Source organism: Enterobacter sp. 4974935 (genome assembly GCF_058661735.1).
In genome coordinates, this window is the sequence record NZ_JBZWGT010000003.1 from 4,094,700 (window position 1) to 4,121,134 (window position 26,435).

The window sequence follows — 26,435 nt, forward strand, 5'->3', positions numbered from 1 at the left end:
AATGAGCTATGTCTACAACAAAACTGACCCGCCGCGAACAGCGCGAACACGCACAACGCTTCATCGACACCCTGGAAGGCACCGCTTTCCCGAACTCAACGCGCATCTACATCACCGGTTCACAGGCCGATATCCGCGTGCCGATGCGCGAAATCCAGCTCAGCCCGACGCATATCGGCGGCAGCAAAGAGCACCCGCAGTTTGAAGACAACGAAGCCGTGCCGGTGTATGACACCTCCGGCCCGTACGGCGATCCTGATGTTGCTATCAACGTGCAGCAGGGTCTGGCAAAGCTTCGCCAGCCGTGGATTGATGCCCGTAACGACTGCGAAGAACTGAGCGTGCGCAGCTCGGCGTACACCAACGCGCGCCTGGCCGACGACGGTCTGGACGAGCTGCGCTTTACCGGCCTGCTGACGCCGAAACGCGCTAAAGCGGGCAAATGCGTAACCCAGTTGCACTACGCGCGACAGGGTATCGTCACGCCGGAGATGGAGTTCATCGCCATCCGCGAAAACATGGGCCGCGAGCGCATTCGCAGCGAAGTGCTGCGCCACCAGCATCCGGGTGAAGGGTTTGGCGCTCGCCTGCCGGAGAACATCACGCCGGAATTCGTGCGTGATGAAGTAGCCGCCGGGCGCGCGATTATTCCCGCCAACATCAACCACCCGGAATCCGAGCCGATGATTATCGGCCGCAACTTCCTGGTGAAGGTCAACGCCAACATCGGCAACTCTGCCGTCACCTCTTCCATCGAAGAAGAGGTGGAAAAGCTGGTCTGGTCAACGCGCTGGGGCGCGGACACGGTGATGGACCTCTCCACCGGCCGTTACATTCACGAAACCCGCGAATGGATCCTGCGTAACAGCCCGGTGCCGATTGGCACCGTCCCGATTTATCAGGCGCTGGAGAAGGTAAACGGTATCGCCGAAAACCTCACCTGGGAAGCGTTCCGCGACACGCTGCTGGAGCAGGCGGAACAGGGCGTGGACTACTTCACCATTCACGCGGGCGTGCTGCTGCGCTACGTGCCGATGACCGCGAAGCGTCTGACCGGTATCGTCTCACGCGGCGGTTCGATTATGGCGAAATGGTGCCTTTCCCATCATCAGGAAAACTTCCTCTACGAGCACTTCCGCGAAATCTGCGAGATCTGCGCCGCTTATGACGTTTCTCTGTCGCTGGGCGACGGCCTGCGTCCTGGCTCCATCCGTGACGCGAACGACGAGGCGCAGTTTGCCGAGCTGCACACGCTGGGCGAGCTGACCAAAATCGCCTGGGAGTACGATGTGCAGGTGATGATTGAAGGCCCGGGCCATGTACCGATGCAGATGATCCGCCGCAACATGACCGAGGAGCTGGAGCACTGCCACGAAGCACCGTTCTACACCCTGGGGCCGTTGACCACCGATATTGCGCCGGGCTATGACCACTTCACTTCCGGGATCGGCGCGGCGATGATCGGCTGGTTCGGCTGCGCCATGCTCTGCTACGTGACGCCGAAAGAGCACCTCGGGCTGCCAAACAAAGAGGACGTGAAGCAGGGACTGATTACCTACAAGATTGCCGCCCACGCGGCGGATCTGGCGAAAGGCCATCCGGGCGCGCAAATTCGCGACAACGCCATGTCCAAAGCGCGCTTTGAATTCCGCTGGGAAGACCAGTTCAACCTGGCGCTGGATCCGTTCACCGCCCGCGCCTACCACGACGAAACCCTGCCGCAGGAATCGGGCAAAGTCGCGCACTTCTGCTCCATGTGTGGGCCGAAGTTCTGCTCGATGAAAATCAGCCAGGAGGTGCGCGACTACGCCGCCGCGCAGACCATTGAAGTCCGCATGGCAGACATGTCCGAAACCTTCCGCGCCAAAGGCGGCGAAATCTACCTCAAAAAGGAGGAGGCGTAATGTACCAGCCCGATTTCCCACCTGTCCCCTTCCGCTTAGGGCTTTACCCGGTGGTGGACAGCGTGGCGTGGATAGAGCGCTTGCTGGAGGCAGGCGTTCGCACCCTCCAGCTGCGCATCAAGGATAAACGCGACGAAGAGGTGGAGGCCGACGTGGCCGCCGCTATCGCGCTGGGACGTCGCTACCACGCCCGCCTGTTTATCAACGACTACTGGCGGCTGGCGGTTAAACACCAGGCGTATGGCGTGCATCTGGGACAGGAAGATCTGGAAACGACCGATCTCAACGCAATCCGTAACGCCGGTCTGCGGCTGGGCGTTTCCACCCACGATGATATGGAGATCGACGTGGCGCTGGCGGCCCGCCCCTCCTACATCGCCCTCGGCCACGTTTTCCCGACGCAAACCAAACAGATGCCGTCTGCCCCACAGGGTTTGGCTCAGCTGGCAGCCCACGTTAAGCGCCTTGCCGATTACCCCACCGTCGCCATCGGCGGGATCAGCCTTGAACGTGCGCCCGCCGTGCTGGAAACCGGCGTCGGCAGTATCGCCGTCGTCAGCGCTATCACCCAGGCCGCAGACTGGCAGGCCGCCACCGCACGGCTTTTACAACTGGCAGGAGCAGGCGATGAAAGATCGTGATTTTATGCGCTACAGCCGCCAGATCCTGCTGGAGGATATCGCCATTGACGGGCAGCAAAAGCTGCTCGCCAGCCGGGTACTGATTGTCGGTTTGGGTGGCTTGGGCGCGCCCGCCGCGCTGTATCTGGCCGGGGCGGGCGCGGGAACGCTGGTACTGGCCGATGACGATGAGGTACACCTCAGCAACCTGCAACGGCAAATCCTCTTCACGACAGAAGATGTTAACCAGCCTAAAGCACAGGTTACGCGCAAGCGGCTGAACCAGCTTAACCCCGATATTGAACTGGTGGCGCTCCAGACGCGGCTGAGCGGAGAAGATCTGCAACGCGAAGTTGCCCTTGCCGACGTGGTGCTGGACTGCACGGACAATATGGCAACGCGTCAGGCCATTAATGCGGCCTGTGTTGCACAGAACACGCCGCTGATCACCGCCAGCGCGGTCGGTTTCGGCGGGCAGATAATGGTGCTTACGCCGCCGTGGGCGCAGGGCTGCTACCGCTGCCTGTGGCCGGACGAGGCTGAACCGGAGCGTAACTGCCGCACGGCTGGCATTCTTGGGCCGGTGGTGGGCGTGATGGGTACCCTTCAGGCGCTGGAAGCCATCAAGTTGCTCAGCGGCATGGAAACAGAGCGCAACACGCTCCGGCTGTTCGACGCCCGTTCCAGCGGCTGGCGCCATCTGGCGTTAAACCGCGCCAACCGCTGCCCGGTATGCGGAGGCCGCGATGCGCATTCTGTTTAACGATGAGCCGATGACGTGTGACGACGATCTCACCGTTGCCGCCCTGCTCGACACGCTGCGCCAGCTGAAGCCGGGAACGGCACTGGCGCTCAATCAACAGATCCTGCCGCGCGAGCGGTGGGAACATCAGCAGGTCATTGAAGGCGACCAGATCCTGCTGTTTCAGGTTATCGCTGGGGGCTGAGATGTTACGTATTGCCGACAAAGTCTTTGATTCACATCTGTTTACCGGAACCGGAAAATTCGCCTCCCCGCAGCTAATGGTGGATGCTATTCGTGAAAGCGGCAGCCAGCTGGTGACGCTGGCGATGAAGCGCGTGGATCTGCGTCAGCACAACGATGCCATACTTGCGCCGTTACTGGAGGCAGGCGTGACGCTCTTACCCAATACCTCCGGTGCGAAAACGGCCGAGGAAGCAATTTTCGCTGCGCATCTGGCCCGGGAAGCGCTCGGCACCTGCTGGCTGAAGCTGGAAATTCATCCGGACGCCCGCTGGCTGTTGCCCGATCCGATCGAAACCCTGAAAGCGGCAGAGACGCTGGTGCAGCAGGGATTCACCGTTCTGCCCTACTGTGGTGCCGATCCCGTGCTGTGTAAGCGTCTGGAAGAGGCCGGCTGCGCGGCCGTGATGCCGTTAGGGGCGCCCATTGGCTCCAACCAGGGACTGGAGACCCGCGCGATGCTGGAGATCATCATCGAGCAGGCGACCGTGCCCGTGGTGGTGGATGCGGGCATCGGCGTACCCAGTCATGCCGCGCAGGCGCTGGAGATGGGGGCCGATGCGGTGCTGGTCAATACCGCGATTGCGGTGGCCGACGACCCGGTGATGATGGCGCGTGCGTTCCGCCTTGCCGTGGAGTCCGGTCTGCTGGCACGACAGTCCGGCCCCGGCTCGCGCAGCTTTCAGGCGCAGGCCACCAGCCCGCTGACCGGTTTTCTGGAGGCACTCTGATGGCTACCTTTACCGATCGCTGGCGTCAGCTTAACTGGGACGATATTGCCTTACGCATCAACAGTAAAACCTCTGCGGACGTAGAGCGGGCATTAACAGCCCGGCATGTGACCCGCGAGGATTTGATGGCCCTGCTTTCTCCGGCAGCCAGCGCATACCTTGAACCGATGGCGCAGCGCGCGCAACGCCTTACCCGCCAGCGCTTTGGCAACACGGTGAGCTTTTACGTGCCGCTTTATCTCTCTAATCTGTGCGCCAACGACTGCACCTACTGTGGCTTCTCAATGAGCAACCGCATTAAGCGTAAAACGCTGGATGAGCATGAGATCGCCCGCGAGTGTGCGGCTATTCGTGAGATGGGTTTTGAACATCTCTTACTGGTGACGGGTGAACATCAGGGCAAAGTGGGGATGGACTATTTTCGCCAGCATCTTCCGGCCATCCGCCGCGAATTTGCCTCATTGCAAATGGAAGTGCAGCCTCTGTCGCAAGAGGAATATGCGGAACTGAAAACCCTTGGGCTGGACGGCGTCATGGTCTATCAGGAAACCTACCACGAGGCGACCTATGCCCGGCATCACCTGAAAGGGAAGAAGCAGGATTTCATCTTCCGGCTGGAAACGCCGGACAGGCTGGGGCGCGCCGGTATCGATAAAATTGGGCTGGGCGCGCTTATCGGTCTGTCCGACAGCTGGCGGGTTGACTGCTATATGGTGGCAGAGCATCTGCTGTGGCTACAGCAGTACTACTGGCAAAGCCGCTATTCCATCTCATTCCCACGGCTGCGTCCGTGTACGGGAGGCATTGAACCCGCCTCGCTGATGGATGAGCGCCAGCTGGTGCAAACCCTGTGCGCATTTCGCCTGTTCGCGCCGGAAGTGGAATTGTCGCTCTCCACGCGTGAATCCCCCGCGTTTCGCGACCGCGCGATCCCTCTGGCGATCAACAACGTCAGCGCCTTTTCCAAAACGCAGCCGGGCGGTTACGCAGACGATCGCCCGGAACTGGAACAGTTTGCACCGCACGACGGACGACGGCCCGACGCGGTGGCGGAAGCCCTGACTGCACAGGGGCTACAGCCCGTGTGGAAAGACTGGGACAGCTGGCTGGGAAGAGCTTCGCATTTGCGCTGAAACCGCCTGCAACAACGCGGAAAGGTTACGAGACGGCTCGTAAGATCAACGCCGGGCGATTGAGGAGATCTGCCCGGTTTTATTAGGATTAACCACGTCAGCAACGGACGCTGACCAGGGTGAAAATGCTTCTTCCTCGTTTCGCCCTGCCCTCCGCCCCTTAAACAAAATTTCAATTGATAAAATAAATACGTCGTTTCTTATCTACTCTTAAGATAAATCAACCCGTCGGAAATCGCTTTCTGTATAATTTACTACCAGCAATCTGACAGCGACTATGCTGAGGATATCGACAGACGCAACGCGTCTACCATCTGGATTGATGCACAACTCATGGCACTCCACAGTAAAAAGCTCTCTTTCACCCGACCAATTATGGTCAGCTTCGCGGGGATTCTGTTCAGTTTCGCGATAATCGCGATTCTGGTCATCCTTTCACAACGGAAGGATTTTATTGAGGATTATCATAAAATTAATGGTAACTTCACCCATAATCTGGCGGTGAACTATACCGAATCCATTCTGCGAGAAAACGACTATATTCTTGGTCGCGCTGCGATGTACTACGCCCGTGAAGACAGAGTGAATCAGACGATAAATATCGATCCGACACAGGGTTTGCAGATGTTAATGCATTTGCAGAATCTGATGCCGACGGTGTCGTCTATCTCTCTTGCGGACACCGAAGGGCACCATCTGCGCGCGCCGGAAGTACTGCCAACGGAGAAGAGTAGGTCGTTCGACGCACGAACACGCCCATGGTTTATCGGGCAAGCGGAAGCCAGCAACTTTCCTCACTACACCCGCCCCTATCTGGACTATTTCACCCAACATCCTACGGTCACCCTCTATAAACCGGTCATTTCACCGGAAGGCCGTCTGAAGGGCACGCTCGCTTTCCATCTTGATTTACCCTCCATGGGGTATACCCTGCGCCAGATGGTGGCACCGGTTCAGGGTGAGTTTTTTGTCGTGGAACGTGACGGCGCCGTTGTGCTGCATCCGGACACGGGGGCGCTCTTTAAGCAGTACGTAAGCGAAGCGCTGATGGACAAAATGACCAGCGGCGAAGGGCATCTTTTCGACCCCAAAAGTAAAACCTGGTATTACTTCTACTCTTTCACCAATCCGGACTGGTTTGTGATTTATCGGGTCTCCGATGCCACGCTTTCCGTCATCACCCGGCATGAAACCACCGTCGTCGGCTGGGGATTTGCGCTGGCGGCAATCATCATCATTCTGTTCGGGCTCTACCTGCGCCATGCCTCGCGTTCTGTGCTGATGAACATTATCAACGCCATCAAAACCGGAGACGTCAATCAGGCGCCACGTCTTGAGGCGATGCTCAGCCATACCATTCGAACCAATAAGGAACGTGAGATGGCCTATGTCCGTCAGGCCACCCATGATGCGCTGACAGGCTGCAAGAACCGCCGTGCTTTCGACAACGATGTGGATGAGCTGCTGACCGCTCATCAACCCTTCGTTCTGGCGCTGGTCGATATCGATAACTTCAAATCTATTAACGACACCTGGGGCCACCTGAGCGGGGATATTGTTCTGCGCAGCGTGGCGCGCGAAGGTATTCAGATCATGCAGCCGCACCACGTTTCCGTTTACCGCTACGGTGGGGAAGAGTTCGGGGTGATTTTCCCGGCCGAGCTGATGAACTCCGCGCACGCGCTACTGGAAGCCTGGCGCACCGCCGTGGAAAAACGGACCTGGCGGGAAGAGAACCTGCGAGTAACCTTCAGCGCGGGGGTGGGAGAGTGGCACTTCGAACCGCTGGAACAATTTATCGGCAGCGTAGATGAAGCGCTGTATACCGCTAAACAACAGGGTAAAAACCGCATCGTAAGCACGGCCAGCCGATAATACCCTTCCTGAAATTCCGCCCGTTAAGACGGGCAGAATGCTTTCATGTATAAAATTGTAACCGGTTTCAGAAAAATGCCGATTTCTTTGTGATGCCTGACACACAATCGCGGTAAAGCGGTTGTTGAAGCGGTCTGCGCGGGATAATTATCAATAAACACATGTAGATCGAGGCTGACTATGAAGAACATCGTTTTATGCTGTGCAGCGGGAATGTCAACCAGCATGCTGGTTCAACGTATGAAAGATGCCGCGCAGAAAAAAGGAGTCGAAGTAACCATTAAAGCCGTTCCGGTCGCGGAGTTTAAAGATAACATCGCGACGGCTGATATCGTATTACTGGGGCCACAGGTTAAATACGAACAGGCAAAACTCCAGGCGCAGGCCGATCCGCTCGGAAAAAAGGTCGCGGTTATCGACATGATGGATTACGGCATGATGAAAGGTGATGCCGTACTGGAAAAAGCGCTCAAGCTGCTGGAGTCATAATGGAAGACTTAGAAACGACAATCATGGAGCTACTGGTCAATGCAGGTGCGGCGCGCAGTGCGGCCCTGACAGCGTTGCAGATGGCGCGAAAAGGTGACTTTGACGAAGCCGAGAAAGCGATGGAAGAGTCGCGTGAATATGTGAAACATGCGCATACTATCCAGACGCAGCTCATCGGTCTTGACGAAGGGACCGGGAAACTTCCGGTTAACCTGATCACCGTTCACTCTCAGGATCACCTGATGAACGCGATGGTCATTCAGGATCTGGCGGGCGATATGATTGAGCTTTATCGACGCATCCCGTTAGTGAATTGAAGACATACAGACGTAAAAAAACCCGCCGAGGCGGGTTTTTTATTGTCGGGTGACGCTGCGCTTACCCGACCTGTGATTCATATGCCCGGTAATTTTACCTACCGGGCATCAACGATTACTCGTTGTCGGAACCGCCCAGACCTGCGTTCAGCAGTTCTGCAAGGCTCGCGGATGCATCTTCGGCAGTCACCTGCGGTGCAGCTGGCAGTTCACCCGCTGCACGACGACGCATACGATCCTGGTGGTACGCATAACCGGTACCGGCCGGAATCAGACGACCCACGATAACGTTCTCTTTCAGACCGCGCAGTTCATCACGTTTACCTGCAACAGCCGCTTCGGTCAGGACACGAGTGGTTTCCTGGAACGATGCAGCAGAGATGAAGGACTCGGTTGCCAGAGACGCTTTGGTGATACCCAGCAGATCGCGTGCAAAGGTCGCACCGATTTTGCCGTTCGCTTCCAGATCGCGGTTAGCGATCTTAACGCGTGAGTATTCAACCTGCTCGCCTTCCAGGAAGTCGGAGCTGCCCGCGTTTTCGATGGTTGCTTTACGCAGCATCTGACGAACGATAACTTCGATGTGCTTATCGTTAATCTTAACGCCCTGCAGACGGTATACGTCCTGTACTTCGTTAACAATGTAACGAGTAACAGCATGCACACCACGCAGACGCAGGATGTCGTGCGGCGCTTCTGGACCATCGGAGACCACGTCACCACGTTCCACGCGTTCACCTTCGAACACGTTGAGCTGACGCCACTTAGGAATCATCTCTTCGTACGGCTCGCTGCCATCTACTGGCGTGATAACCAGACGGCGCTTACCTTTGGTCTCTTTACCGAAGGAGATGATACCGCTGATTTCAGCCAGGATAGCAGGCTCTTTCGGACGACGTGCTTCGAACAGGTCCGCAACGCGTGGCAGACCACCGGTGATGTCCTTGGTACCGCCGGATTCCTGAGGAATACGCGCCAGGGTGTCACCAGAGCTGATCTGTACGCCATCTTCCAGCTGTACAATCGCTTTACCCGGCAGGAAGTACTGCGCAGGCATATCGGTGCCAGGGATCAGAACGTCGTTACCCTGAGCATCAACGATTTTCAGTGCAGGACGCAGATCTTTACCACCGGTAGTACGTTCAGCAGAATCCAGAACCACCAGAGAAGACAGACCGGTCAGCTCGTCGGTCTGACGAGTAATGGTCTGGCCGTCGATCATGTCAGTGAAGCGGATGAAACCACTTACTTCGGTGATAACCGGCATGGTGTGTGGATCCCAGTTTGCTACGGTTTCGCCGCCGGCAACCTGCTCGCCATCACCTTTCGCCATAACCGCACCGTAAGGCACTTTATAGCTCTCTTTGGTACGACCGAATTCGTCGATCAACTTCAGCTCGGTGTTACGAGAAGTCACAACCAGCTTGCCTGCGGAGTTAACAACAGACTTCGCGTTGCTGAGCTTGATGCTACCTTTGTTTTTCACCTGGATGCTGGATTCAGCAGCCGCACGAGATGCCGCACCACCGATGTGGAACGTACGCATCGTCAGCTGTGTACCCGGCTCACCGATGGACTGTGCCGCGATAACGCCGATAGCCTCACCTTTGTTGATGATGTGGCCACGCGCCAGGTCACGACCATAGCAGTGCGCACACACACCAAAGTCGGTGTCACAGGATACAACGGAACGCACTTTCACAGAGTCAACAGAGTTCGCTTCCAGCAGGTCACACCACTGTTCGTGCAGCAGAGTGTTGCGTGGAACCAGAATGTCTGCGGTGCCCGGCTTCAGGATGTCTTCCGCGGTCACACGACCCAGTACGCGATCGCGCAGCGGCTCTTTAACATCACCACCCTCGATAACCGGGGTCATGGTGATACCTTCGAGGGTGCCACAATCGTCTTCGGTGACGACCAGATCCTGCGCAACGTCAACCAGACGACGCGTCAGATAACCGGAGTTCGCCGTTTTCAGTGCGGTATCCGCCAGACCTTTACGCGCACCGTGCGTGGAGATGAAGTACTGGAGTACGTTCAGACCTTCACGGAAGTTCGCGGTGATTGGCGTTTCGATGATGGAGCCATCTGGCTTCGCCATCAGACCACGCATACCTGCCAGCTGACGAATCTGTGCCGCAGAACCACGCGCACCGGAGTCGGCCATCATGTAGATGCTGTTGAAGGAGACCTGCTGCTCTTCTACGCCGTCACGGTTAATCACGGTTTCGGTTTGCAGGTTATCCATCATCGCTTTGGATACACGATCGTTCGCCGCAGCCCAGATATCGATAACTTTGTTGTAACGTTCGCCTGCGGTTACCAGACCAGACTGGAACTGCTCCTGGATCTCAGCAACTTCAGCTTCCGCTTCAGAGATGATCTCGTGTTTCTTCTCTGGGATGACCATGTCATCGATACCAACAGATGCACCTGAACGCGCTGCATAAGCAAAGCCGGTATACATTGTCTGGTCAGCGAAGATAACGGTCGGCTTCAGGCCCAGAATGCGGTAACAGGTGTTCAGCATTTTGGAGATCGCTTTCTTGCCCAGCGCCTGGTTGACGATGGAGAAAGGCAGACCTTTCGGTACGATCATCCACAGAATCGCACGGCCAACGGTCGTGTCTTTCAGGCTGGTAATCGCCACGAATTCGCCGTTTTCATCTTTTTCGTATTCGGTGATACGCACTTTAACGCGCGCATGCAGAGAGGCCAGGCCAGCGCGATAAATACGCTCAGCTTCTTTCGGGCCAGTCAGCACCATGCCTTCGCCTTTGGCGTTAACACAGTCACGGGTCATATAGTACAGACCCAATACAACGTCCTGAGAAGGAACGATGATAGGTTCACCGTTCGCTGGAGACAGGATGTTGTTGGTAGACATCATCAGCGCACGCGCTTCGAGCTGGGCTTCCAGCGTCAGCGGTACGTGAACAGCCATCTGATCACCATCGAAGTCGGCGTTATAGGCCGCACAAACCAGCGGGTGCAGCTGGATCGCTTTACCTTCGATCAGGACTGGCTCAAATGCCTGGATACCCAAACGGTGCAGAGTTGGTGCACGGTTCAGCAGTACCGGGTGTTCGCGGATTACTTCGTCCAGGATATCCCAAACGACAGCTTCTTCACGCTCAACCATTTTCTTAGCGGCTTTGATGGTGGTGGCCAGGCCACGCAGTTCCAGCTTGCCGTAGATGAACGGTTTGAACAGCTCCAGAGCCATTTTCTTCGGCAGACCGCACTGATGCAGACGCAGGTATGGACCTACGGTGATTACAGAACGACCGGAGTAGTCAACACGCTTACCGAGCAGGTTCTGACGGAAACGACCCTGCTTACCTTTGATCATGTCGGCCAAAGATTTCAGAGGACGTTTGTTAGAACCGGTGATCGCACGACCGCGACGACCGTTATCCAGCAGGGCATCTACCGCTTCCTGCAGCATACGTTTTTCGTTGCGTACGATGATGTCCGGCGCAGCCAGATCCAGCAGACGTTTCAGACGGTTGTTACGGTTGATCACGCGACGGTACAGATCGTTCAGATCCGACGTTGCGAAACGACCACCATCCAGCGGAACCAGCGGACGCAGATCTGGCGGCAGAACCGGCAGAACGGTCAGGATCATCCACTCTGGTTTGTTACCAGACTGTACGAACGCTTCCAGCAGTTTGATACGCTTGGTCAGCTTTTTACGCTTGGTTTCGGAGTTGGTTTCGTTCAGCTCTTCGCGCAGAGTTTCACACTCTTGCTCCAGATCCATGCTCTTCAGCAGGGCCTGGATAGCTTCCGCACCCATCTTCGCGTCGAATTCGTCACCGAACTCTTCCAGCGCGTCCAGATACTGTTCTTCGGTCAGGATCTGGTTACGTTCCAGATTCGTCATCCCGCCTTCGATCACAACATAAGATTCGAAGTACAGAACACGTTCGATATCGCGCAGCGGCATATCCAGCAGCAGGCCGATACGGGACGGCAGAGATTTCAGGAACCAGATGTGAGCAGTTGGAGACGCCAGCTCAATGTGGCCCATACGCTCACGGCGTACTTTGGTCTGGGTCACTTCAACGCCGCACTTCTCACAGATCACACCACGGTGTTTCAGGCGCTTGTACTTACCGCACAGGCACTCGTAGTCTTTTACTGGCCCGAAAATACGCGCACAGAAAAGGCCGTCACGCTCAGGTTTGAACGTACGGTAGTTGATGGTTTCCGGCTTTTTAACTTCACCAAAAGACCATGAACGGATCATGTCTGGCGAAGCCAGAGCAATTTTGATCGCATCAAACTCTTCGGTTTTAGTCTGCGCTTTCAGAAACTTTAATAAATCTTTCACGGATTTGCTCCCGTCGGAGTTAGCACAATCTGGTGTCGGGGGTTAACCCGACACCAGTGACCTGTTTGAGCGAGAATTACTCGTCTTCCAGTTCGATGTTGATACCCAGCGAACGAATCTCTTTCAACAGTACGTTGAAGGATTCTGGCATGCCCGGCTCCATCTGATGGTTGCCGTCTACGATGTTCTTATACATCTTAGTACGACCATTCACGTCATCAGACTTAACGGTGAGCATTTCCTGCAGGGTGTATGCTGCGCCGTATGCTTCCAGCGCCCACACTTCCATCTCCCCGAAGCGCTGACCACCGAACTGAGCCTTACCACCCAGCGGCTGCTGAGTAACCAGGCTGTAAGAACCGGTAGAACGAGCGTGCATCTTGTCGTCGACCAGGTGGTTCAGTTTCAGCATGTACATGTAACCTACGGTTACCGGACGCTCGAACTGTTCACCGGTACGGCCGTCAAACAGCGTAATCTGACCAGACGTTGGCAGACCACCCAGTTGCAGCAGTTCTTTAATTTCAGCTTCTTTTGCACCGTCGAATACCGGCGTTGCAATTGGCATACCCTTACGCAGGTTTTCCGCCAGACGCAGAACTTCATCATCGCTGAAGGTGTTCAGGTCGACTTTCTGACGCACGTCAGTACCCAGATCGTAGGCACGCTGGATGAACTCGCGCAGTTTCGCGACTTCTTCCTGCTGCTTCAGCATGGCGTTAATCTTGTCGCCGATACCTTTCGCAGCCATACCCAGGTGGGTTTCCAGGATCTGACCGATGTTCATACGAGACGGTACACCCAGTGGGTTCAGTACGATATCTACCGGCGTACCGTTAGCATCGTGCGGCATATCTTCGATCGGGTTGATCTTAGAGATAACACCCTTGTTACCGTGACGACCTGCCATCTTGTCACCAGGCTGGATCTGACGTTTAACAGCCAGATACACCTTAACAATCTTCAGCACGCCTGGTGCCAGATCGTCGCCCTGAGTGATTTTGCGGCGTTTCGCTTCGAGTTTTTTCTCGAACTCGTGTTTCAGTTCGTCATACTGCTCAGCCAGCTGTTCCAGCTGATTCTGTTTCTCTTCGTCGGTCAGGCCCAGCTCCAGCCAGCGATCGCGTGGCAGTTTGTCGAGCTTCTCAGCTTCAACGCCACCGGCAACCAGCACCGCATAGATACGGCTGAACAGACCCGCTTCGAGGATTTGCAGTTCTTCAGACAGGTCTTTCTTAGCCTGTTTGAGCTGCATCTCTTCGATTTCCAGCGCACGCTTATCTTTCTCAACGCCGTCACGAGTGAAGACCTGAACGTCGATAACCGTACCGGAAACACCGTTTGGTACGCGCAGAGAAGAGTCTTTAACGTCAGACGCTTTCTCACCGAAGATAGCACGCAGCAGTTTCTCTTCTGGCGTCAGCTGGGTTTCGCCTTTCGGTGTAACCTTACCAACCAGAATGTCGCCGCCGGTCACTTCCGCACCGATGTAAACAATACCGGATTCATCCAGTTTGGAGAGCGCAGCTTCACCCACGTTAGGGATGTCGGCAGTGATCTCTTCTGGCCCCAGCTTGGTGTCACGGGACACACAGGCCAGTTCCTGAATGTGGATGGTGGTGAAACGATCTTCCTGAACCACACGCTCGGAGACGAGGATGGAGTCTTCGAAGTTGTAACCGTTCCACGGCATGAACGCTACGCGCATGTTCTGACCGAGCGCCAGTTCACCGAGGTCGGTGGACGGACCGTCTGCCAGCACGTCGCCGCGCTCAACTGGCTCACCCAGAGATACGCAAGGCATCTGGTTGATACAGGTGTTCTGGTTAGAACGGGTGTATTTGGTCAGGTTGTAGATGTCGATACCCGCTTCGCCCGGATACATCTCGTCTTCGTTAACTTTGATAACGATACGGGATGCGTCAACGTACTGAACGGTACCGCCACGCTTAGCAACTGCTGTAACACCAGAATCAACGGCAACAGCACGTTCCATACCGGTACCAACCAGCGGCTTATCAGCACGCAGAGTTGGAACGGCCTGACGTTGCATGTTCGCACCCATCAATGCACGGTTGGCGTCATCGTGTTCCAGGAACGGGATCAGGGACGCACCGACGGATACCACCTGTTGGGTGGATACGTCCATGTAGTCAACCTGGTCGCGGCTGAACAGGCTGGATTCGCCTTTGCTACGGCAGGTAACCAGATCTTCTACAAAGTGGCCTTCGTCATCCAGGTTGGAGTTCGCCTGAGCGATAACGTAGTTGCCTTCTTCGATAGCAGACAGGTAATGAATTTCGTCGGTAACCACACCGTCGGTCACTTTACGATACGGGGTCTCAAGGAAACCGTATTCGTTTGTCTGTGCGTACACGGACAGGGAGTTGATCAGACCGATGTTTGGACCTTCAGGCGTTTCGATTGGACATACGCGACCGTAGTGAGTCGGGTGTACGTCTCGAACTTCAAAGCCTGCACGTTCACGGGTCAGACCGCCTGGGCCGAGTGCAGAGATACGACGTTTGTGCGTGATCTCAGACAGCGGGTTGTTCTGGTCCATGAACTGAGACAGCTGGCTGGAACCGAAGAACTCTTTCACTGCCGCAGAAATCGGCTTGGCGTTGATCATATCCTGAGGCATCAGGGTATCCAGATCGCCCAGAGACAGACGCTCTTTCACCGCACGCTCTACACGAACCAGGCCAACGCGGAACTGGTTTTCCGCCATTTCGCCTACGGAACGGATACGACGGTTGCCGAGGTGGTCGATATCGTCCACTTCGCCTTTACCGTTACGGATATCGATGAGCTTCTTCATCACTTCAATGATGTCGTCTTTGCTCAGGATACCGGAACCTTCGATTTCGTCGCGCAGCAGAGAACGGTTGAACTTCATACGACCTACCGCGGACAGATCGTAGCGGTCTTCGGAGAAGAACAGGTTCTCGAACAGGCTTTCAGCCGCTTCGCGAGTTGGTGGCTCACCAGGACGCATCATGCGGTAGATTTCAACCAGCGCGCTCAGACGATCGTTGGTTGGGTCGACGCGTACAGTCTCAGAGATGTACGGACCGTGGTCCAGATCGTTGGTGAACAGCGTTTCGATACGTTTGTGGCCAGACTGGCTCAGCTTAGCCAGCAGATCCAGGCTCAGCTCCATGTTCGCCGGGCAGATCAGCTCGCCAGTTGATTCATCAACGTAATCTTTCGCGGCTACTTTTCCTGCAATGTATTCAACCGGAACTTCGATGTGTTTGATATCATCTTTTTCCAGCTGGCGGATGTGGCGCGCGGTGATACGGCGACCTTTTTCCACATACACTTTGCCGTCGGCTTCGATGTCGAACGACGCGGTCTCACCACGCAGACGTTCCGGCACCAACTCCATCTGCAACTTGTTGTCGCGGATTTCAAAGATCACTTTCTCAAAGAACAGGTCCAGGATCTGCTCAGTGGTATAGTTCAGTGCACGCAGAATGATGGTTGCAGGCAGCTTACGACGACGGTCGATACGGACAAACAGGTTGTCTTTTGGATCGAATTCGAAGTCCAGCCATGAACCACGGTAAGGAATGATGCGTGCGTTATACAGTACTTTACCGGAAGAGTGCGTTTTACCTTTATCGCTGTCGAAGAAGACGCCCGGGCTACGGTGCAGCTGGGAAACGATAACACGCTCAGTACCGTTGATAACGAAAGTACCGTTGTCCGTCATGAGTGGAATTTCACCCATGTAGACTTCTTGTTCTTTAATGTCTTTTACGGTGCCTTCCGGCGCTTCGCGCTCGTAGATCACCAGACGCAGTTTTACGCGCAGCGGTGCGGAATAGGTCACGCCACGGATCTGACATTCCTGAACGTCAAACACCGGTTCGCCAAGGCGGTAGCTGACGTACTGCAGCTCGGAATTACCGCTGTAGCTCTGAATCGGGAACACGGAACGGAAGGCTGCTTCCAGGCCGTACTGCCCTTCAGGATCTTGCTCGATAAACTTCTGGAACGAGTCAAGCTGGATAGAAAGGAGATATGGAATGTCCAGAACTTGTGGACGTTTACCAAAATCCTTACGAATACGTTTTTTCTCGGTATAGGAGTAAACCATAGGGTTCCTCAGCTCGCTGACAAGTCGACCCATCTGTCCGACGAAGGGACAGTTTGTGCAACACCATTTTGTGGACCGGAAAATTGAATACTTTCCGCAATACCTGTTGCTATCACGCTTAAACCATTTCATTGCGATTTACACAGAGCGAGCACCCTGTCGCAGTATATTAAGTCGTCGATAGAAACAAGCATTGTCAGGACAACCAGCAGTCAAACAGTGTGAAATGCTGCTGATGCCTTACAGCGCAAAAAGGCTGGTGACTAAAAAGTCACCAGCCATCAGCCTAATTACTTAGGCTGCAACCAGAAAAGTTGGCTTATTTAACTTCAACTTCAGCGCCAGCTTCTTCCAGAGATTTTTTCAGTGCTTCTGCGTCGTCTTTGCTCACGCCTTCTTTCAGCGCAGCTGGAGCAGATTCTACCAGGTCTTTAGCTTCTTTCAGACCCAGGCCAGTTGCGCCACGTACTGCTTTGATTACAGCAACTTTGTTCGCGCCAGCAGCTTTCAGAATTACGTCGAATTCAGTTTTTTCTTCAGCAGCTTCAGCCGGGCCCGCAGCTACAGCTACAGCAGCAGCAGCAGAAACACCGAATTTTTCTTCCATTGCAGAAACCAGCTCTACAACGTCCATTACGGACATAGCTGCTACTGCTTCAATGATTTGATCTTTAGTGATAGACATTTAAATTGTTCCTGAAAATCAGAATAAGTTTATACGTAAGCAAATGCTTTATAAAGATAACTGCGATTAAGCAGCTTCTTTCGCATCGCGTACAGCAGCCAGAGTGCGAACCAGTTTGCCAGCCGCAGCTTCTTTCATGGTTGCCATCAGGCGTGCAATTGCTTCTTCGTAGGTCGGCAGGGTGGCCAGGCGATCGATTTGCGATGCCGGGATCAACTCACCTTCAAAGGCTGCAGCTTTGACCTCAAATTTTGCATTCGCTTTCGCGAACTCTTTGAACAGACGAGCAGCAGCGCCCGGGTGTTCCATAGAGTATGCAATCAGGGTCGGACCAACAAACGTGTCTTTCAGGCACTCGAACTGAGTACCTTCAACTACGCGACGCAGCAGGGTGTTACGAACAACACGCATGTATACGCCAGCTTCACGACCTGCTTTACGCAGTTCAGTCATTTTGTCTACAGTAACGCCACGGGAATCCGCAACTACTGCAGACAGCGCGCCTTTGGCTACTTCGCTGACTTCAGCAACAATCGCTTGTTTGTCTTGAAGATTTAAAGCCATTAGCTTTGCTCCTGGATGTTTGCCGGAACTCATGTTCCGGAACTCACTTCACTCGACCCAACGGGAAGAGCGTCTTAATACGGTGAGCAGAAACAAGCCAGAGTATTTAAAATAATCTTAGCGTTCTGTCACCGTCTACGCAGGGGATTAAGTTTCTTGCGAAACACCTGCGGTCTTCGACGGAGGCCTGGATAGGCCAGGCTCCAACGAACAATTCTTTTAGCCGCTAACTTTTGTTAGCAAACGTGGGGGTAAGATTGTAGACAAAATCACCGCCCACGTAAAGGCATTAGTTTGCAGCAGCGCTCAGGCCAGCCTGGTCAACTGCAACACCTGCACCCATGGTGGTGGAGATGCTAACTTTCTTGATGTACACGCCTTTCGCCTGAGTTGGTTTAGCTTTTTTCAGCGCAACCAGCAGAGCTTCCAGGTTTTCTTTCAGTTTGTCAGCGTCAAAGTCCACTTTACCGATGGTGGTGTGGATGATGCCGTTTTTGTCGTTACGGTAACGAACCTGACCTGCTTTAGCGTTCTTAACCGCTTCAGCAACGTTAGGAGTTACAGTACCCACTTTCGGGTTTGGCATCAGGCCGCGTGGACCCAGAACCTGGCCCAGCTGGCCAACAACGCGCATTGCATCTGGAGAAGCAATAACAACGTCAAAGTTCATTTCGCCTTTCTTGATCTGGTCAGCCAGATCTTCCATACCTACCAGTTCAGCGCCGGCAGCTTTAGCCGCTTCAGCGTTTGCACCCTGAGCAAATACAGCTACGCGTACGGAACGGCCAGTACCGTGTGGCAGTACAGTTGCGCCACGAACGTTCTGATCGGATTTACGAGCGTCGATGCCCAGGTTAACGGCAACGTCAACGCTTTCAACGAACTTAGCAGTTGCCAGTTCTTTCAGCAGAGCGATAGCTTCGTTGATGTCGTACTGTTTGGTCGCATCAACTTTGTCACGGATCACGGACATGCGCTTGGTCAGTTTAGCCATTTCTTAGTCCTCCACTACCAGGCCCATGGAACGTGCAGTACCTTCAATGGAGCGAGTCATCGCTTCAATGTCGGAACCAGTCATGTCGGCAGCTTTGGTCTGCGCGATTTCCTGCAGCTGAGCGCGGGAAATTTTACCCACTTTGTCTTTGTTCGGCTTACCGGAACCAGACTTGATGCCCGCTGCTTTCTTCAGCAGAACTGCTGCTGGAGGGGTTTTGGTAACGAAAGTGAAAGAACGGTCAGCGTAAACAGTGATTACAACTGGGATTGGCAGACCTTTTTCCATGGATTCAGTTTTGGCGTTGAACGCTTTACAGAATTCCATGATGTTCACACCCTGCTGACCCAGAGCTGGACCAACTGGTGGACTTGGGTTCGCCATACCTGCTGCAACCTGCAGCTTGACGTAGGCTTGTACTTTCTTAGCCATTCTAAAATCCTCTGATTGGGTAATAACGCCTCGGAGAGGCTCCCCGTGAATAAAATTCGTTTTACGGGTCGGAACCCATAAAAACAAAAGGCGCGAAATTGTATTCCAATCTCGCGCCCTGTGCAACGATTAAATCGTCGCTTTTTTGATCGCTGCTTAGGCTTTTTCTACCTGAGCAAAGTCCAGCTCTACCGGGGTCGCACGACCAAAGATAGAAACGGAAACTTTCAGGCGGGACTTCTCGTAGTCCACTTCTTCGACGACGCCATTAAAGTCAGCAAACGGACCGTCGTTAACACGAACCATCTCACCCGGTTCAAACAGCGTTTTCGGACGCGGTTTATCACCCACCTGCTGGAGGCGGTTCATAATCGCATCAACTTCTTTGTCGCTGATTGGCGCCGGACGGTCAGATGTGCCGCCGATAAAGCCCATCACGCGTGGTACGCTGCGCACCAGGTGCCAGCTCGCGTCGTTCATCACCATCTGAACCAGCACGTAACCCGGGAAGAATTTACGCTCGCTTTTGCGACGTTGGCCGCCACGGATCTCAACCACTTCTTCGGTCGGAACCATAACTTCGCCAAATAACTCTTCCATATTGTGTAATTTGATATGCTCACGCAGCGACGTAGCTACGCGGCCTTCAAAACCGGAAAACGCCTGAACGACGTACCAGCGCTTTTTAGGGGCTTCAGACATCTCAGAACCTCAGGCCAGTGATAAAGGATACCAGGCGAACCAGAATACCATCCAGTCCCCACAGGATCAGTGACATTACAGCGGTTACCGCCGCTACAATCAGCGTGGTGTGCAATGTTTCCTGGCGAGTCGGCCAAATGACCTTGCGGACTTCGGTACGCGCTTCGCGGGCAAACGCAACGGTCGCTTTGCCTTTCGTCGTCAACAGCGCGACACCACCCGCCGCAGCAATCAGAATTACCACTGCAAGCGCGCGTAGCGGCAGCATCATGTCACGATAAAGATAGTTGCCGACAATCGCCACAATCAGCAGCACGGCTACAACTACCCATTTCATCGCTTCCAGGCCGCGCCCGCTCCCTTGAGCTTCGGTATTCGCACTCATAAACCAACCTGTCAGAAGTATTCTACAAACATTTTCACCCCGCGAGTGCGAGGCAAACCAATCGAAATGCTATTCGCTTTTCGTATTATACGCTCTCCGCAGAGCCTGTCTCAGCAATGATTATGACAAAATTAATCACTGATGAGCCAGGTTCTGATGTGAAAGCGTGCAAAAAGGGCATCAAATGATGCCCTTTTATTGCGCATTGCGTCAAATGTTATCAGCGATTAGCCGAGAACTTTAGCAACAACGCCCGCGCCAACGGTACGGCCGCCTTCACGGATTGCGAAACGCAGACCGTCGTCCATCGCGATTGGGTGGATCAGAGTCACAACCATCTTGATGTTGTCGCCTGGCATTACCATCTCTACGCCTTCTGGCAGTTCGATGGTACCGGTCACGTCAGTTGTACGGAAGTAGAACTGTGGACGGTAGCCTTTGAAGAACGGAGTATGACGGCCGCCTTCGTCTTTGGACAGAATGTACACTTCAGATTCGAACTTGGTGTGTGGCTTGATTGAGCCTGGCTTCGCCAGAACCTGACCACGTTCGATTTCTTCACGTTTGATACCACGCAGCAGAACACCAACGTTCTCACCAGCACGGCCTTCGTCCAGCAGTTTGCGGAACATTTCAACGCCAGTACAGGTAGACTTCGCAGTCTCTTTGATACCAACGATTTCAACTTCTTCACCAACTTTGATGATACCGCGCTCTACACGACCGGTAACAACGGTACCACGACCGGAGATGGAGAATACGTCTTCGATTGGCAGCAGGAATGGCTTGTCAATCGCACGCTCTGGTTCTGGGATGTAAGAATCCAGGAAGCCAGCCAGTTCGATGATTTTCGCTTCCCACTCTGCGTCGCCTTCCAGCGCTTTCAGCGCGGAACCACGAACGATTGGAGTATCGTCGCCTGGGAAATCGTACTGAGACAGCAGTTCACGAACTTCCATCTCTACCAGTTCCAGCAGCTCTTCGTCATCAACCATGTCGCATTTGTTCAGGAACACGATGATGAAAGGAACGCCTACCTGACGACCCAGCAGGATGTGCTCACGAGTCTGAGGCATAGGGCCGTCAGTCGCAGCAACAACCAGGATCGCGCCGTCCATCTGCGCAGCACCGGTGATCATGTTTTTAACATAGTCGGCGTGGCCTGGGCAGTCTACGTGTGCGTAGTGGCGAGTCGGGGTGTCATACTCAACGTGAGAGGTGTTGATGGTGATACCACGAGCTTTTTCTTCTGGTGCGTTATCGATCTGATCGAAAGCACGAGCAGCACCGCCGTAGGTTTTAGCCAGTACGGTAGTGATTGCAGCGGTCAGCGTTGTTTTACCATGGTCAACGTGGCCGATAGTACCGACGTTAACGTGCGGTTTTGTACGTTCAAACTTTTCTTTAGACATCGATTGTCCCTCTAAGACACGGATAAATCGGTGATATCACCACATCAACCAGGCGAAAATGCCTGAACTGTTGAATACATTTACATTGAAACAGAGAGAAAGGGAGGGAGAAGTGAAGTGGTGCTGATACCCAGAGTCGAACTGGGGACCTCACCCTTACCAAGGGTGCGCTCTACCAACTGAGCCATATCAGCACGTATTGGAGCGGGCAGCGGGAATCGAACCCGCATCATCAGCTTGGAAGGCTGAGGTAATAGCCATTATACGATGCCCGCATCCTGAAACTCGGCTACCCAGTTCTTTCTGTAACAAAAAAAGAGATTTCTCTCTTTTCTGTTCGAGCTGGTCAATTTTTCCAACCAGCTCCGGCGGCGTTGACGCTGCCAGAAAGTGGTGGTGGGGGAAGGATTCGAACCTTCGAAGTCTGTGACGGCAGATTTACAGTCTGCTCCCTTTGGCCGCTCGGGAACCCCACCGGACTTGATGGTGCCGACTACCGGAATCGAACTGGTGACCTACTGATTACAAGTCAGTTGCTCTACCTACTGAGCTAAGTCGGCATCAAGTAGCGCGCATTCTATGGAGACCTGCGCAGTCATGCAACTAAAAAATTGCATAAAACGTTCTTTCGCTCACATTTTATTCGAAACCAGGGCTAACCGCTGTAAATTCATCCGCTCGTGATTAAAAATCCAACATGAACGCCTGATTTCGGCACGCTATAGCCCCGGGTGATGCCTGCCCGGTTAAGCATCGCTTTCCCATATTTTTTCTTATTATTCCTCTCATCTGGTGTTAACCTCCTGCCCATTGTCCAAAATTAACTATGTGATGAGCCCGCACCCGCCGTTTCGTGATGGTTCACAGAAGCATGCTTATGAGCAAAAAAGAGCAAACGTTAATGACGCCCTATCTTCAGTTTAACCGTAGCCAGTGGGCAGCCCTGCGTGACTCCGTCCCTATGACACTGACGGAAGGTGAAATCGCACGGCTAAAAGGGATAAACGAAGATCTCTCCCTGGAAGAGGTGGCAGAAATCTATCTCCCCCTCTCTCGCTTGCTTAACTTTTATATCAGCTCCAACTTGCGTCGTCAGGCCGTACTGGAACAGTTCCTCGGCACGAACGGTCAACGTATTCCTTATATCATCAGTATTGCGGGCAGCGTGGCAGTGGGTAAAAGTACCACCGCGCGCGTGCTTCAGGCGCTGCTGAGCCGCTGGCCGGAACACCGCAGCGTGGAGCTGATCACCACCGACGGCTTCCTGCATCCCAATGAGGTGTTGAAAGAACGCGGCCTGATGAAGAAGAAGGGCTTCCCGCTCTCTTATGATATGCACCGCCTGGTAAAGTTTGTCTCTGATTTAAAATCGGGCGTGCCGAACGTTACCGCACCGGTCTACTCGCATCTGATCTACGACCGCATCCCGGATGGTGACAAAACGGTGGTGCAGCCCGACATCCTGATTCTGGAGGGCTTAAACGTACTGCAAAGCGGGATGGATTACCCTCACGATCCGCATCACGTGTTTGTCTCTGACTTCGTCGATTTCTCAATTTATGTGGATGCGCCTGAAGATCTGTTGCAACGCTGGTATATCAACCGCTTCCTGAAGTTCCGTGAAGGGGCGTTCACCGACCCGGATTCTTACTTCCACAACTACGCTCAGCTCTCTGAAGAAGAGGCTATCAACGTGGCGACCGGGCTATGGAATGAGATCAACTACGTCAACCTCAAAGAGAACATCCTGCCGACGCGCGAACGTGCAAGCCTGATCCTCACCAAGAGTGAGAAACACGCCGTTGACCAGATTCGTTTACGGAAGTAGATCTCAGACGTAAAAAAAACCGGCTTATCGCCGGTTTTTTCCTTTATGCATGCGGCTTTTCGCCGTTTTCATCCTGATCGACCGCGAAGCAGGCCACCAGCTGTCCACCATAATCTTTCAGTTGTGGCTGCAACTGCGTACACGGACCGAAGCGGCGACGGCAGCGGGCGTTGAACGCACATCCCGGCGGCGGGTTAAGCGGGCTTGGTAACTCGCCGGTCAGCTTAATGCGCTCACGGCGGTCATCCGGGTTCAGTCGCGGCGTCGCAGACAGTAGTGCCTGAGTATATGGATGACGCGGGTTATTAAAGATCTGATCTTTCGTCCCCTTCTCTACGCAGCGTCCCAGATACATCACCATCACCTCATCGGCAATGTGCTCAACCACAGACAGGTCATGGGAGATGAAAACGTACGACAGCCCAAGATCCTGCTGTAAATCCATCATCAGGTTCAGCACCTGCGCACGCACGGATACGTCGAGCGCCGAAACCGGTTCATCGGCAATCACCACGTCCGGGTCGAGCATCAGACCACGGGCGATGGCGATACGCTGACGTTGACCGCCAGAGAACATATGCGGATAGCGATCGTAATGCTCGGTTTTCAGGCCCACCTTCGCCATCATCGCCAGCGCTTTTTCACGACGCTGCTCTTTGCTCAGGTTGCTGTTGATCAGCAGCGGCTCTTCCAGAATCTGCCCCACTTTTTTTCGCGGGTTCAGCGAACCATACGGATTCTGGAACACAATCTGGATTTTCTGACGTCGCAGTTTCTGCGCCTGCGGATCGTGCTTGAGCAGATCCTGGCCCTGATAGTAAAGCTCGCCGCCAGTCGGAACTTCAATCATCGTTAACAGACGGCCCAGCGTGGACTTCCCACAGCCAGATTCCCCTACCACCGCCAGCGTTTTTCCGCGTTCGAGAGTAAAGGAGACACCATCCAGCGCTTTTACCAGGCGCTCAGGAGCAAAGAGGCCCTTCTTCACCGGGTAATGTTTTTTCAGGTCGATGGCCTGCAACAGCATTTGTTGCGTACTCATAGTGTTGGCCTCCCGGCATCATCGAGTGGGTAGTGGCATTTCGACTGACGTCCGTCAGCTAACAGGTTCAGCTCCGGCTCGTCGACGCGGCATTTATCCGTCGCATACGGGCAGCGCGGGTTAAGCAGACAGCCCTGAGGACGGTCATATTTACCCGGTACCACCCCCGGCAGCGAGGCCAGACGCGCTTTATCCTGCGCGAACTCCGGCAGCGCGCGCAGCAGCGCCTGCGTATAGGGATGACGCGGGGCCCGGAAGATATCGTGTGAACTCCCGGTCTCCACCACCTGGCCTGCATACATCACAATGATTTTGTGTGCCGCTTCAGCCACCAGCGCCAGATCGTGCGTAATCAGCACCAGCGCCATATTCTCTTTCTGCTGCAACTCCAGCAGTAGCTCAATAATTTGCGCCTGAATGGTCACGTCCAGCGCGGTTGTCGGTTCATCGGCAATCAGCAGTTTTGGACGACAGGCAATGGCCATCGCGATCATTACACGCTGACTCATCCCACCGGACAACTGGTGCGGATAAACGTCCAGACGCGATGCCGGATCGGGTATACCCACCTGCGTCAGCAGATCGATAGCGCGCTGGCGACGGGTTTGCTTGTTACCGCCCTGGTGCACCTTAATGGCTTCCATAATCTGGAAACCCACGGTGTAACACGGGTTCAGACTGGTCATCGGGTCCTGGAAGATCATCGCCACTTCCGCTCCCACCAGTTGGCGGCGCTGTTTTTCGGAAATGCGCTGCAGATCCTGACCATTGAACTCCAGGCTTTCCGCCATTACGCGGCCGGGATAGTCAATCAGCCCCATGATTGCCAGTGAACTCACTGACTTACCGGAACCGGACTCCCCAACGATACCAACCACTTCGCCCTGATTTACGCTATAGCTGATGCGGTCCACAGCACGAAACGGTGTGCCTTCATCGCCGAAGTGCACCGATAATTTATCTACATTTAATAACGCCATCTCGTGCCTCTTACTGCTTCAGTTTGGGATCAAGTGCATCACGCAGACCATCACCCATCAGGTTAAATGCCAGCACCGTCAGCAGAATCGCCAGACCCGGGAAGGTGACGACCCACCAGGCGCTTTGCGCGAACTGCAACACGTCGGAGAGCATGGTGCCCCATTCCGGTGTTGGCGGCTGCGCACCCATGCCAAGGAAGCCAAGAGCGGCCATATCGAGAATGGCGTTAGAAAAACCGAGCGACGCCTGAACAATCAGCGGTGCAAGGCAGTTAGGAAGAATATTGACGAACATCTGGCGCATCGCCCCCGCACCCGCCACTCGAGATGCCGTTACATAATCGCGGTTCACCTCGACCAGCACGGCCGCACGGGTTAATCGGACATAGTGAGGAAGCGCAACGAACGTTAGCGCGAGCGCGGCATTGCCTATCGAAGGACCAAAGACCGCGACCAGCACCAGGGCCAGCAGAAGGCTTGGCAATGCCAGCATGATATCGACGATACGCATGATGACGTTATCAACGATGCCGCCGAAGTAGCCCGCCACCAGACCAAGCACAACGCCCATGATCAGCGACAACACCACAACGAGACAGCCAACCAGCAGAGAGAGGCGCGCACCGTACATCAGACGAGACAGCACATCGCGGCCAACGTCATCAGTACCGAGCAGGTGCGTCAGGCTACCACCTTCCTGCCAGGCCGGTGGCGCGAGCAGCGCATCACGGAACTGGTCCGCGGGGTTATACGGCGCAAGGAAGTTCGCAAACACCGCAATCAGGATCATGATGGAAACATACACCAGCCCGACGACCGCGCCTTTGTTGCGCTTGAAGTAGTGCCAGAATTCCTGCATCGGCGTCATTGGCACCGGTGCGGTAACCGCTTTATTTTGAGTAACTTGTGACAT

Annotated in this window: 22 protein-coding genes and 4 tRNA genes; 10 read left to right on the forward strand and 16 right to left on the reverse strand. The window is 54.5% G+C overall.

From position 1 onward, the window contains the following. Positions 1–8 precede the first annotated feature (8 nt). The 9 genes from thiC to AC4OVS_RS20840 all read left to right on the forward strand — a co-directional run bounded on the left by thiC (position 9) and on the right by AC4OVS_RS20840 (position 8,054). The gene (gene thiC, locus AC4OVS_RS20800; RefSeq protein ID WP_491922683.1) at positions 9–1,904 is read left to right on the forward strand and encodes a phosphomethylpyrimidine synthase ThiC; all 1,896 of its coding nucleotides are present in this window, start codon (positions 9–11) and stop codon (positions 1,902–1,904) included. Further along, positions 1,904–2,545 carry a thiamine phosphate synthase gene (gene thiE, locus AC4OVS_RS20805; RefSeq protein ID WP_481241920.1) on the forward strand — a complete coding sequence of 214 codons (642 nt, stop codon included), beginning with the start codon at positions 1,904–1,906 and terminating at the stop codon, positions 2,543–2,545. The genes thiC and thiE overlap by 1 nt, the downstream gene beginning before the upstream one ends. Then, on the forward strand, positions 2,532–3,287 hold the full coding sequence (gene thiF, locus AC4OVS_RS20810) for a thiazole biosynthesis adenylyltransferase ThiF (RefSeq protein WP_023305245.1): 756 nt from the start codon (positions 2,532–2,534) through the stop codon (positions 3,285–3,287). Before thiE ends, thiF begins: the two co-directional genes overlap by 14 nt. Next, positions 3,271–3,471 carry a sulfur carrier protein ThiS gene (gene thiS / locus AC4OVS_RS20815; protein ID WP_032626499.1) on the forward strand — a complete coding sequence of 67 codons (201 nt, stop codon included), beginning with the start codon at positions 3,271–3,273 and terminating at the stop codon, positions 3,469–3,471. The genes thiF and thiS overlap by 17 nt, the downstream gene beginning before the upstream one ends. Before the next feature lies 1 nt (position 3,472). Beyond that, entirely contained in the window at positions 3,473–4,240 is a 768-nt protein-coding gene (thiG, locus tag AC4OVS_RS20820; protein ID WP_022646705.1) for a thiazole synthase, read from the forward strand. Further along, complete coding sequence (gene thiH, locus AC4OVS_RS20825) at positions 4,240–5,373, forward strand: 2-iminoacetate synthase ThiH (RefSeq protein WP_022646704.1); 1,134 nt, start codon at positions 4,240–4,242, stop codon at positions 5,371–5,373. Before thiG ends, thiH begins: the two co-directional genes overlap by 1 nt. Before the next feature lie 333 nt (positions 5,374–5,706). Continuing rightward, on the forward strand, positions 5,707–7,248 hold the full coding sequence (locus AC4OVS_RS20830; RefSeq protein ID WP_491922684.1) for a sensor domain-containing diguanylate cyclase: 1,542 nt from the start codon (positions 5,707–5,709) through the stop codon (positions 7,246–7,248). Positions 7,249–7,428: 180 nt separating this feature from the next. Beyond that, positions 7,429–7,737 carry a PTS sugar transporter subunit IIB gene (locus AC4OVS_RS20835; protein ID WP_010425948.1) on the forward strand — a complete coding sequence of 103 codons (309 nt, stop codon included), beginning with the start codon at positions 7,429–7,431 and terminating at the stop codon, positions 7,735–7,737. Next, positions 7,737–8,054 (forward strand): PTS lactose/cellobiose transporter subunit IIA, encoded by a 318-nt coding sequence (locus AC4OVS_RS20840; protein WP_003862327.1) that lies wholly within the window; start codon positions 7,737–7,739, stop codon positions 8,052–8,054. The genes AC4OVS_RS20835 and AC4OVS_RS20840 overlap by 1 nt, the downstream gene beginning before the upstream one ends. 115 nt (positions 8,055–8,169) lie before the next feature. Here AC4OVS_RS20840 and rpoC read toward each other — a convergent pair whose 3' ends face one another. The 13 genes from rpoC to AC4OVS_RS20905 form a co-directional block, all read right to left on the reverse strand. Further along, on the reverse strand, positions 8,170–12,393 hold the full coding sequence (gene rpoC, locus AC4OVS_RS20845; protein WP_023299069.1) for a DNA-directed RNA polymerase subunit beta': 4,224 nt from the start codon (positions 12,391–12,393) through the stop codon (positions 8,170–8,172). A 76-nt stretch (positions 12,394–12,469) separates the two neighbouring features. Beyond that, positions 12,470–16,498 carry a DNA-directed RNA polymerase subunit beta gene (gene rpoB, locus AC4OVS_RS20850; protein WP_023299068.1) on the reverse strand — a complete coding sequence of 1,343 codons (4,029 nt, stop codon included), beginning with the start codon at positions 16,496–16,498 and terminating at the stop codon, positions 12,470–12,472. A 319-nt stretch (positions 16,499–16,817) separates the two neighbouring features. Beyond that, on the reverse strand, positions 16,818–17,183 hold the full coding sequence (gene rplL, locus AC4OVS_RS20855; protein WP_002445276.1) for a 50S ribosomal protein L7/L12: 366 nt from the start codon (positions 17,181–17,183) through the stop codon (positions 16,818–16,820). Positions 17,184–17,249: 66 nt separating this feature from the next. Further along, entirely contained in the window at positions 17,250–17,747 is a 498-nt protein-coding gene (gene rplJ / locus AC4OVS_RS20860; protein ID WP_003862338.1) for a 50S ribosomal protein L10, read from the reverse strand. Positions 17,748–18,036: 289 nt separating this feature from the next. Then, positions 18,037–18,741, reverse strand: a complete 705-nt coding sequence (gene rplA, locus AC4OVS_RS20865) for a 50S ribosomal protein L1 (RefSeq protein ID WP_006810530.1) — start codon at positions 18,739–18,741, stop codon at positions 18,037–18,039. 3 nt (positions 18,742–18,744) lie between these two features. Further along, a complete protein-coding gene (gene rplK, locus AC4OVS_RS20870) occupies positions 18,745–19,173 on the reverse strand; it encodes a 50S ribosomal protein L11 (protein ID WP_003862340.1) in 429 nt (142 codons plus the stop codon). 156 nt (positions 19,174–19,329) lie between these two features. Next, complete coding sequence (gene nusG, locus AC4OVS_RS20875) at positions 19,330–19,875, reverse strand: transcription termination/antitermination protein NusG (RefSeq protein ID WP_003862341.1); 546 nt, start codon at positions 19,873–19,875, stop codon at positions 19,330–19,332. A gap of 1 nt (position 19,876) precedes the next feature. Then, positions 19,877–20,260, reverse strand: a complete 384-nt coding sequence (secE, locus tag AC4OVS_RS20880; RefSeq protein ID WP_003862342.1) for a preprotein translocase subunit SecE — start codon at positions 20,258–20,260, stop codon at positions 19,877–19,879. 227 nt (positions 20,261–20,487) lie between these two features. Next, complete coding sequence (gene tuf / locus AC4OVS_RS20885; RefSeq protein WP_022646700.1) at positions 20,488–21,672, reverse strand: elongation factor Tu; 1,185 nt, start codon at positions 21,670–21,672, stop codon at positions 20,488–20,490. Positions 21,673–21,790: 118 nt separating this feature from the next. Beyond that, positions 21,791–21,866, reverse strand: a tRNA-Thr gene (locus AC4OVS_RS20890). Between the two features lie 6 nt (positions 21,867–21,872). Next, positions 21,873–21,947, reverse strand: a tRNA-Gly gene (locus AC4OVS_RS20895). A gap of 116 nt (positions 21,948–22,063) precedes the next feature. Then, positions 22,064–22,148, reverse strand: a tRNA-Tyr gene (locus AC4OVS_RS20900). Between the two features lie 8 nt (positions 22,149–22,156). Next, positions 22,157–22,232, reverse strand: a tRNA-Thr gene (locus tag AC4OVS_RS20905). Between the two features lie 317 nt (positions 22,233–22,549). On the opposite strand from AC4OVS_RS20905, the gene coaA reads away from it, so the two are divergent. Continuing rightward, entirely contained in the window at positions 22,550–23,500 is a 951-nt protein-coding gene (gene coaA / locus AC4OVS_RS20910) for a type I pantothenate kinase (protein ID WP_032622068.1), read from the forward strand. A gap of 43 nt (positions 23,501–23,543) precedes the next feature. Here the strand turns inward: coaA and dppF are convergent, their stop codons facing one another. The 3 genes from dppF to dppC are packed head-to-tail and all read right to left on the reverse strand — an operon-like array spanning position 23,544 to position 26,435. Then, positions 23,544–24,542 (reverse strand): dipeptide ABC transporter ATP-binding subunit DppF, encoded by a 999-nt coding sequence (dppF, locus tag AC4OVS_RS20915; protein WP_022646698.1) that lies wholly within the window; start codon positions 24,540–24,542, stop codon positions 23,544–23,546. Then, a complete protein-coding gene (gene dppD, locus AC4OVS_RS20920) occupies positions 24,539–25,522 on the reverse strand; it encodes a dipeptide ABC transporter ATP-binding protein (protein ID WP_010426220.1) in 984 nt (327 codons plus the stop codon). The genes dppF and dppD overlap by 4 nt, the downstream gene beginning before the upstream one ends. A 10-nt stretch (positions 25,523–25,532) precedes the next feature. After that, positions 25,533–26,435: a dipeptide ABC transporter permease DppC gene (gene dppC / locus AC4OVS_RS20925; protein ID WP_022646697.1), complete on the reverse strand. Its 903-nt coding sequence runs from the start codon at positions 26,433–26,435 to the stop codon at positions 25,533–25,535.

Bases quoted from the DNA above. Each gene is read 5' to 3' on its own strand.
- thiC (WP_491922683.1), top strand. From the start codon at position 9: ATGTCTACAACAAAACTGACCCGCCGCGAACAGCGCGAACACGCACAA.
- thiE (WP_481241920.1), top strand. From the start codon at position 1,904: ATGTACCAGCCCGATTTCCCACCTGTCCCCTTCCGCTTAGGGCTTTAC.
- thiF (WP_023305245.1), top strand. From the start codon at position 2,532: ATGAAAGATCGTGATTTTATGCGCTACAGCCGCCAGATCCTGCTGGAG.
- thiS (WP_032626499.1), top strand. From the start codon at position 3,271: ATGCGCATTCTGTTTAACGATGAGCCGATGACGTGTGACGACGATCTC.
- thiG (WP_022646705.1), top strand. From the start codon at position 3,473: ATGTTACGTATTGCCGACAAAGTCTTTGATTCACATCTGTTTACCGGA.
- thiH (WP_022646704.1), top strand. From the start codon at position 4,240: ATGGCTACCTTTACCGATCGCTGGCGTCAGCTTAACTGGGACGATATT.
- AC4OVS_RS20830 (WP_491922684.1), top strand. From the start codon at position 5,707: ATGGCACTCCACAGTAAAAAGCTCTCTTTCACCCGACCAATTATGGTC.
- AC4OVS_RS20835 (WP_010425948.1), top strand. From the start codon at position 7,429: ATGAAGAACATCGTTTTATGCTGTGCAGCGGGAATGTCAACCAGCATG.
- AC4OVS_RS20840 (WP_003862327.1), top strand. From the start codon at position 7,737: ATGGAAGACTTAGAAACGACAATCATGGAGCTACTGGTCAATGCAGGT.
- rpoB (WP_023299068.1), bottom strand. From the start codon at position 16,498: ATGGTTTACTCCTATACCGAGAAAAAACGTATTCGTAAGGATTTTGGT.
- rplL (WP_002445276.1), bottom strand. From the start codon at position 17,183: ATGTCTATCACTAAAGATCAAATCATTGAAGCAGTAGCAGCTATGTCC.
- rplJ (WP_003862338.1), bottom strand. From the start codon at position 17,747: ATGGCTTTAAATCTTCAAGACAAACAAGCGATTGTTGCTGAAGTCAGC.
- rplA (WP_006810530.1), bottom strand. From the start codon at position 18,741: ATGGCTAAACTGACCAAGCGCATGTCCGTGATCCGTGACAAAGTTGAT.
- rplK (WP_003862340.1), bottom strand. From the start codon at position 19,173: ATGGCTAAGAAAGTACAAGCCTACGTCAAGCTGCAGGTTGCAGCAGGT.
- nusG (WP_003862341.1), bottom strand. From the start codon at position 19,875: ATGTCTGAAGCCCCTAAAAAGCGCTGGTACGTCGTTCAGGCGTTTTCC.
- secE (WP_003862342.1), bottom strand. From the start codon at position 20,260: ATGAGTGCGAATACCGAAGCTCAAGGGAGCGGGCGCGGCCTGGAAGCG.
- tuf (WP_022646700.1), bottom strand. From the start codon at position 21,672: ATGTCTAAAGAAAAGTTTGAACGTACAAAACCGCACGTTAACGTCGGT.
- coaA (WP_032622068.1), top strand. From the start codon at position 22,550: ATGAGCAAAAAAGAGCAAACGTTAATGACGCCCTATCTTCAGTTTAAC.
- dppF (WP_022646698.1), bottom strand. From the start codon at position 24,542: ATGAGTACGCAACAAATGCTGTTGCAGGCCATCGACCTGAAAAAACAT.
- dppD (WP_010426220.1), bottom strand. From the start codon at position 25,522: ATGGCGTTATTAAATGTAGATAAATTATCGGTGCACTTCGGCGATGAA.
- dppC (WP_022646697.1), bottom strand. From the start codon at position 26,435: ATGTCACAAGTTACTCAAAATAAAGCGGTTACCGCACCGGTGCCAATG.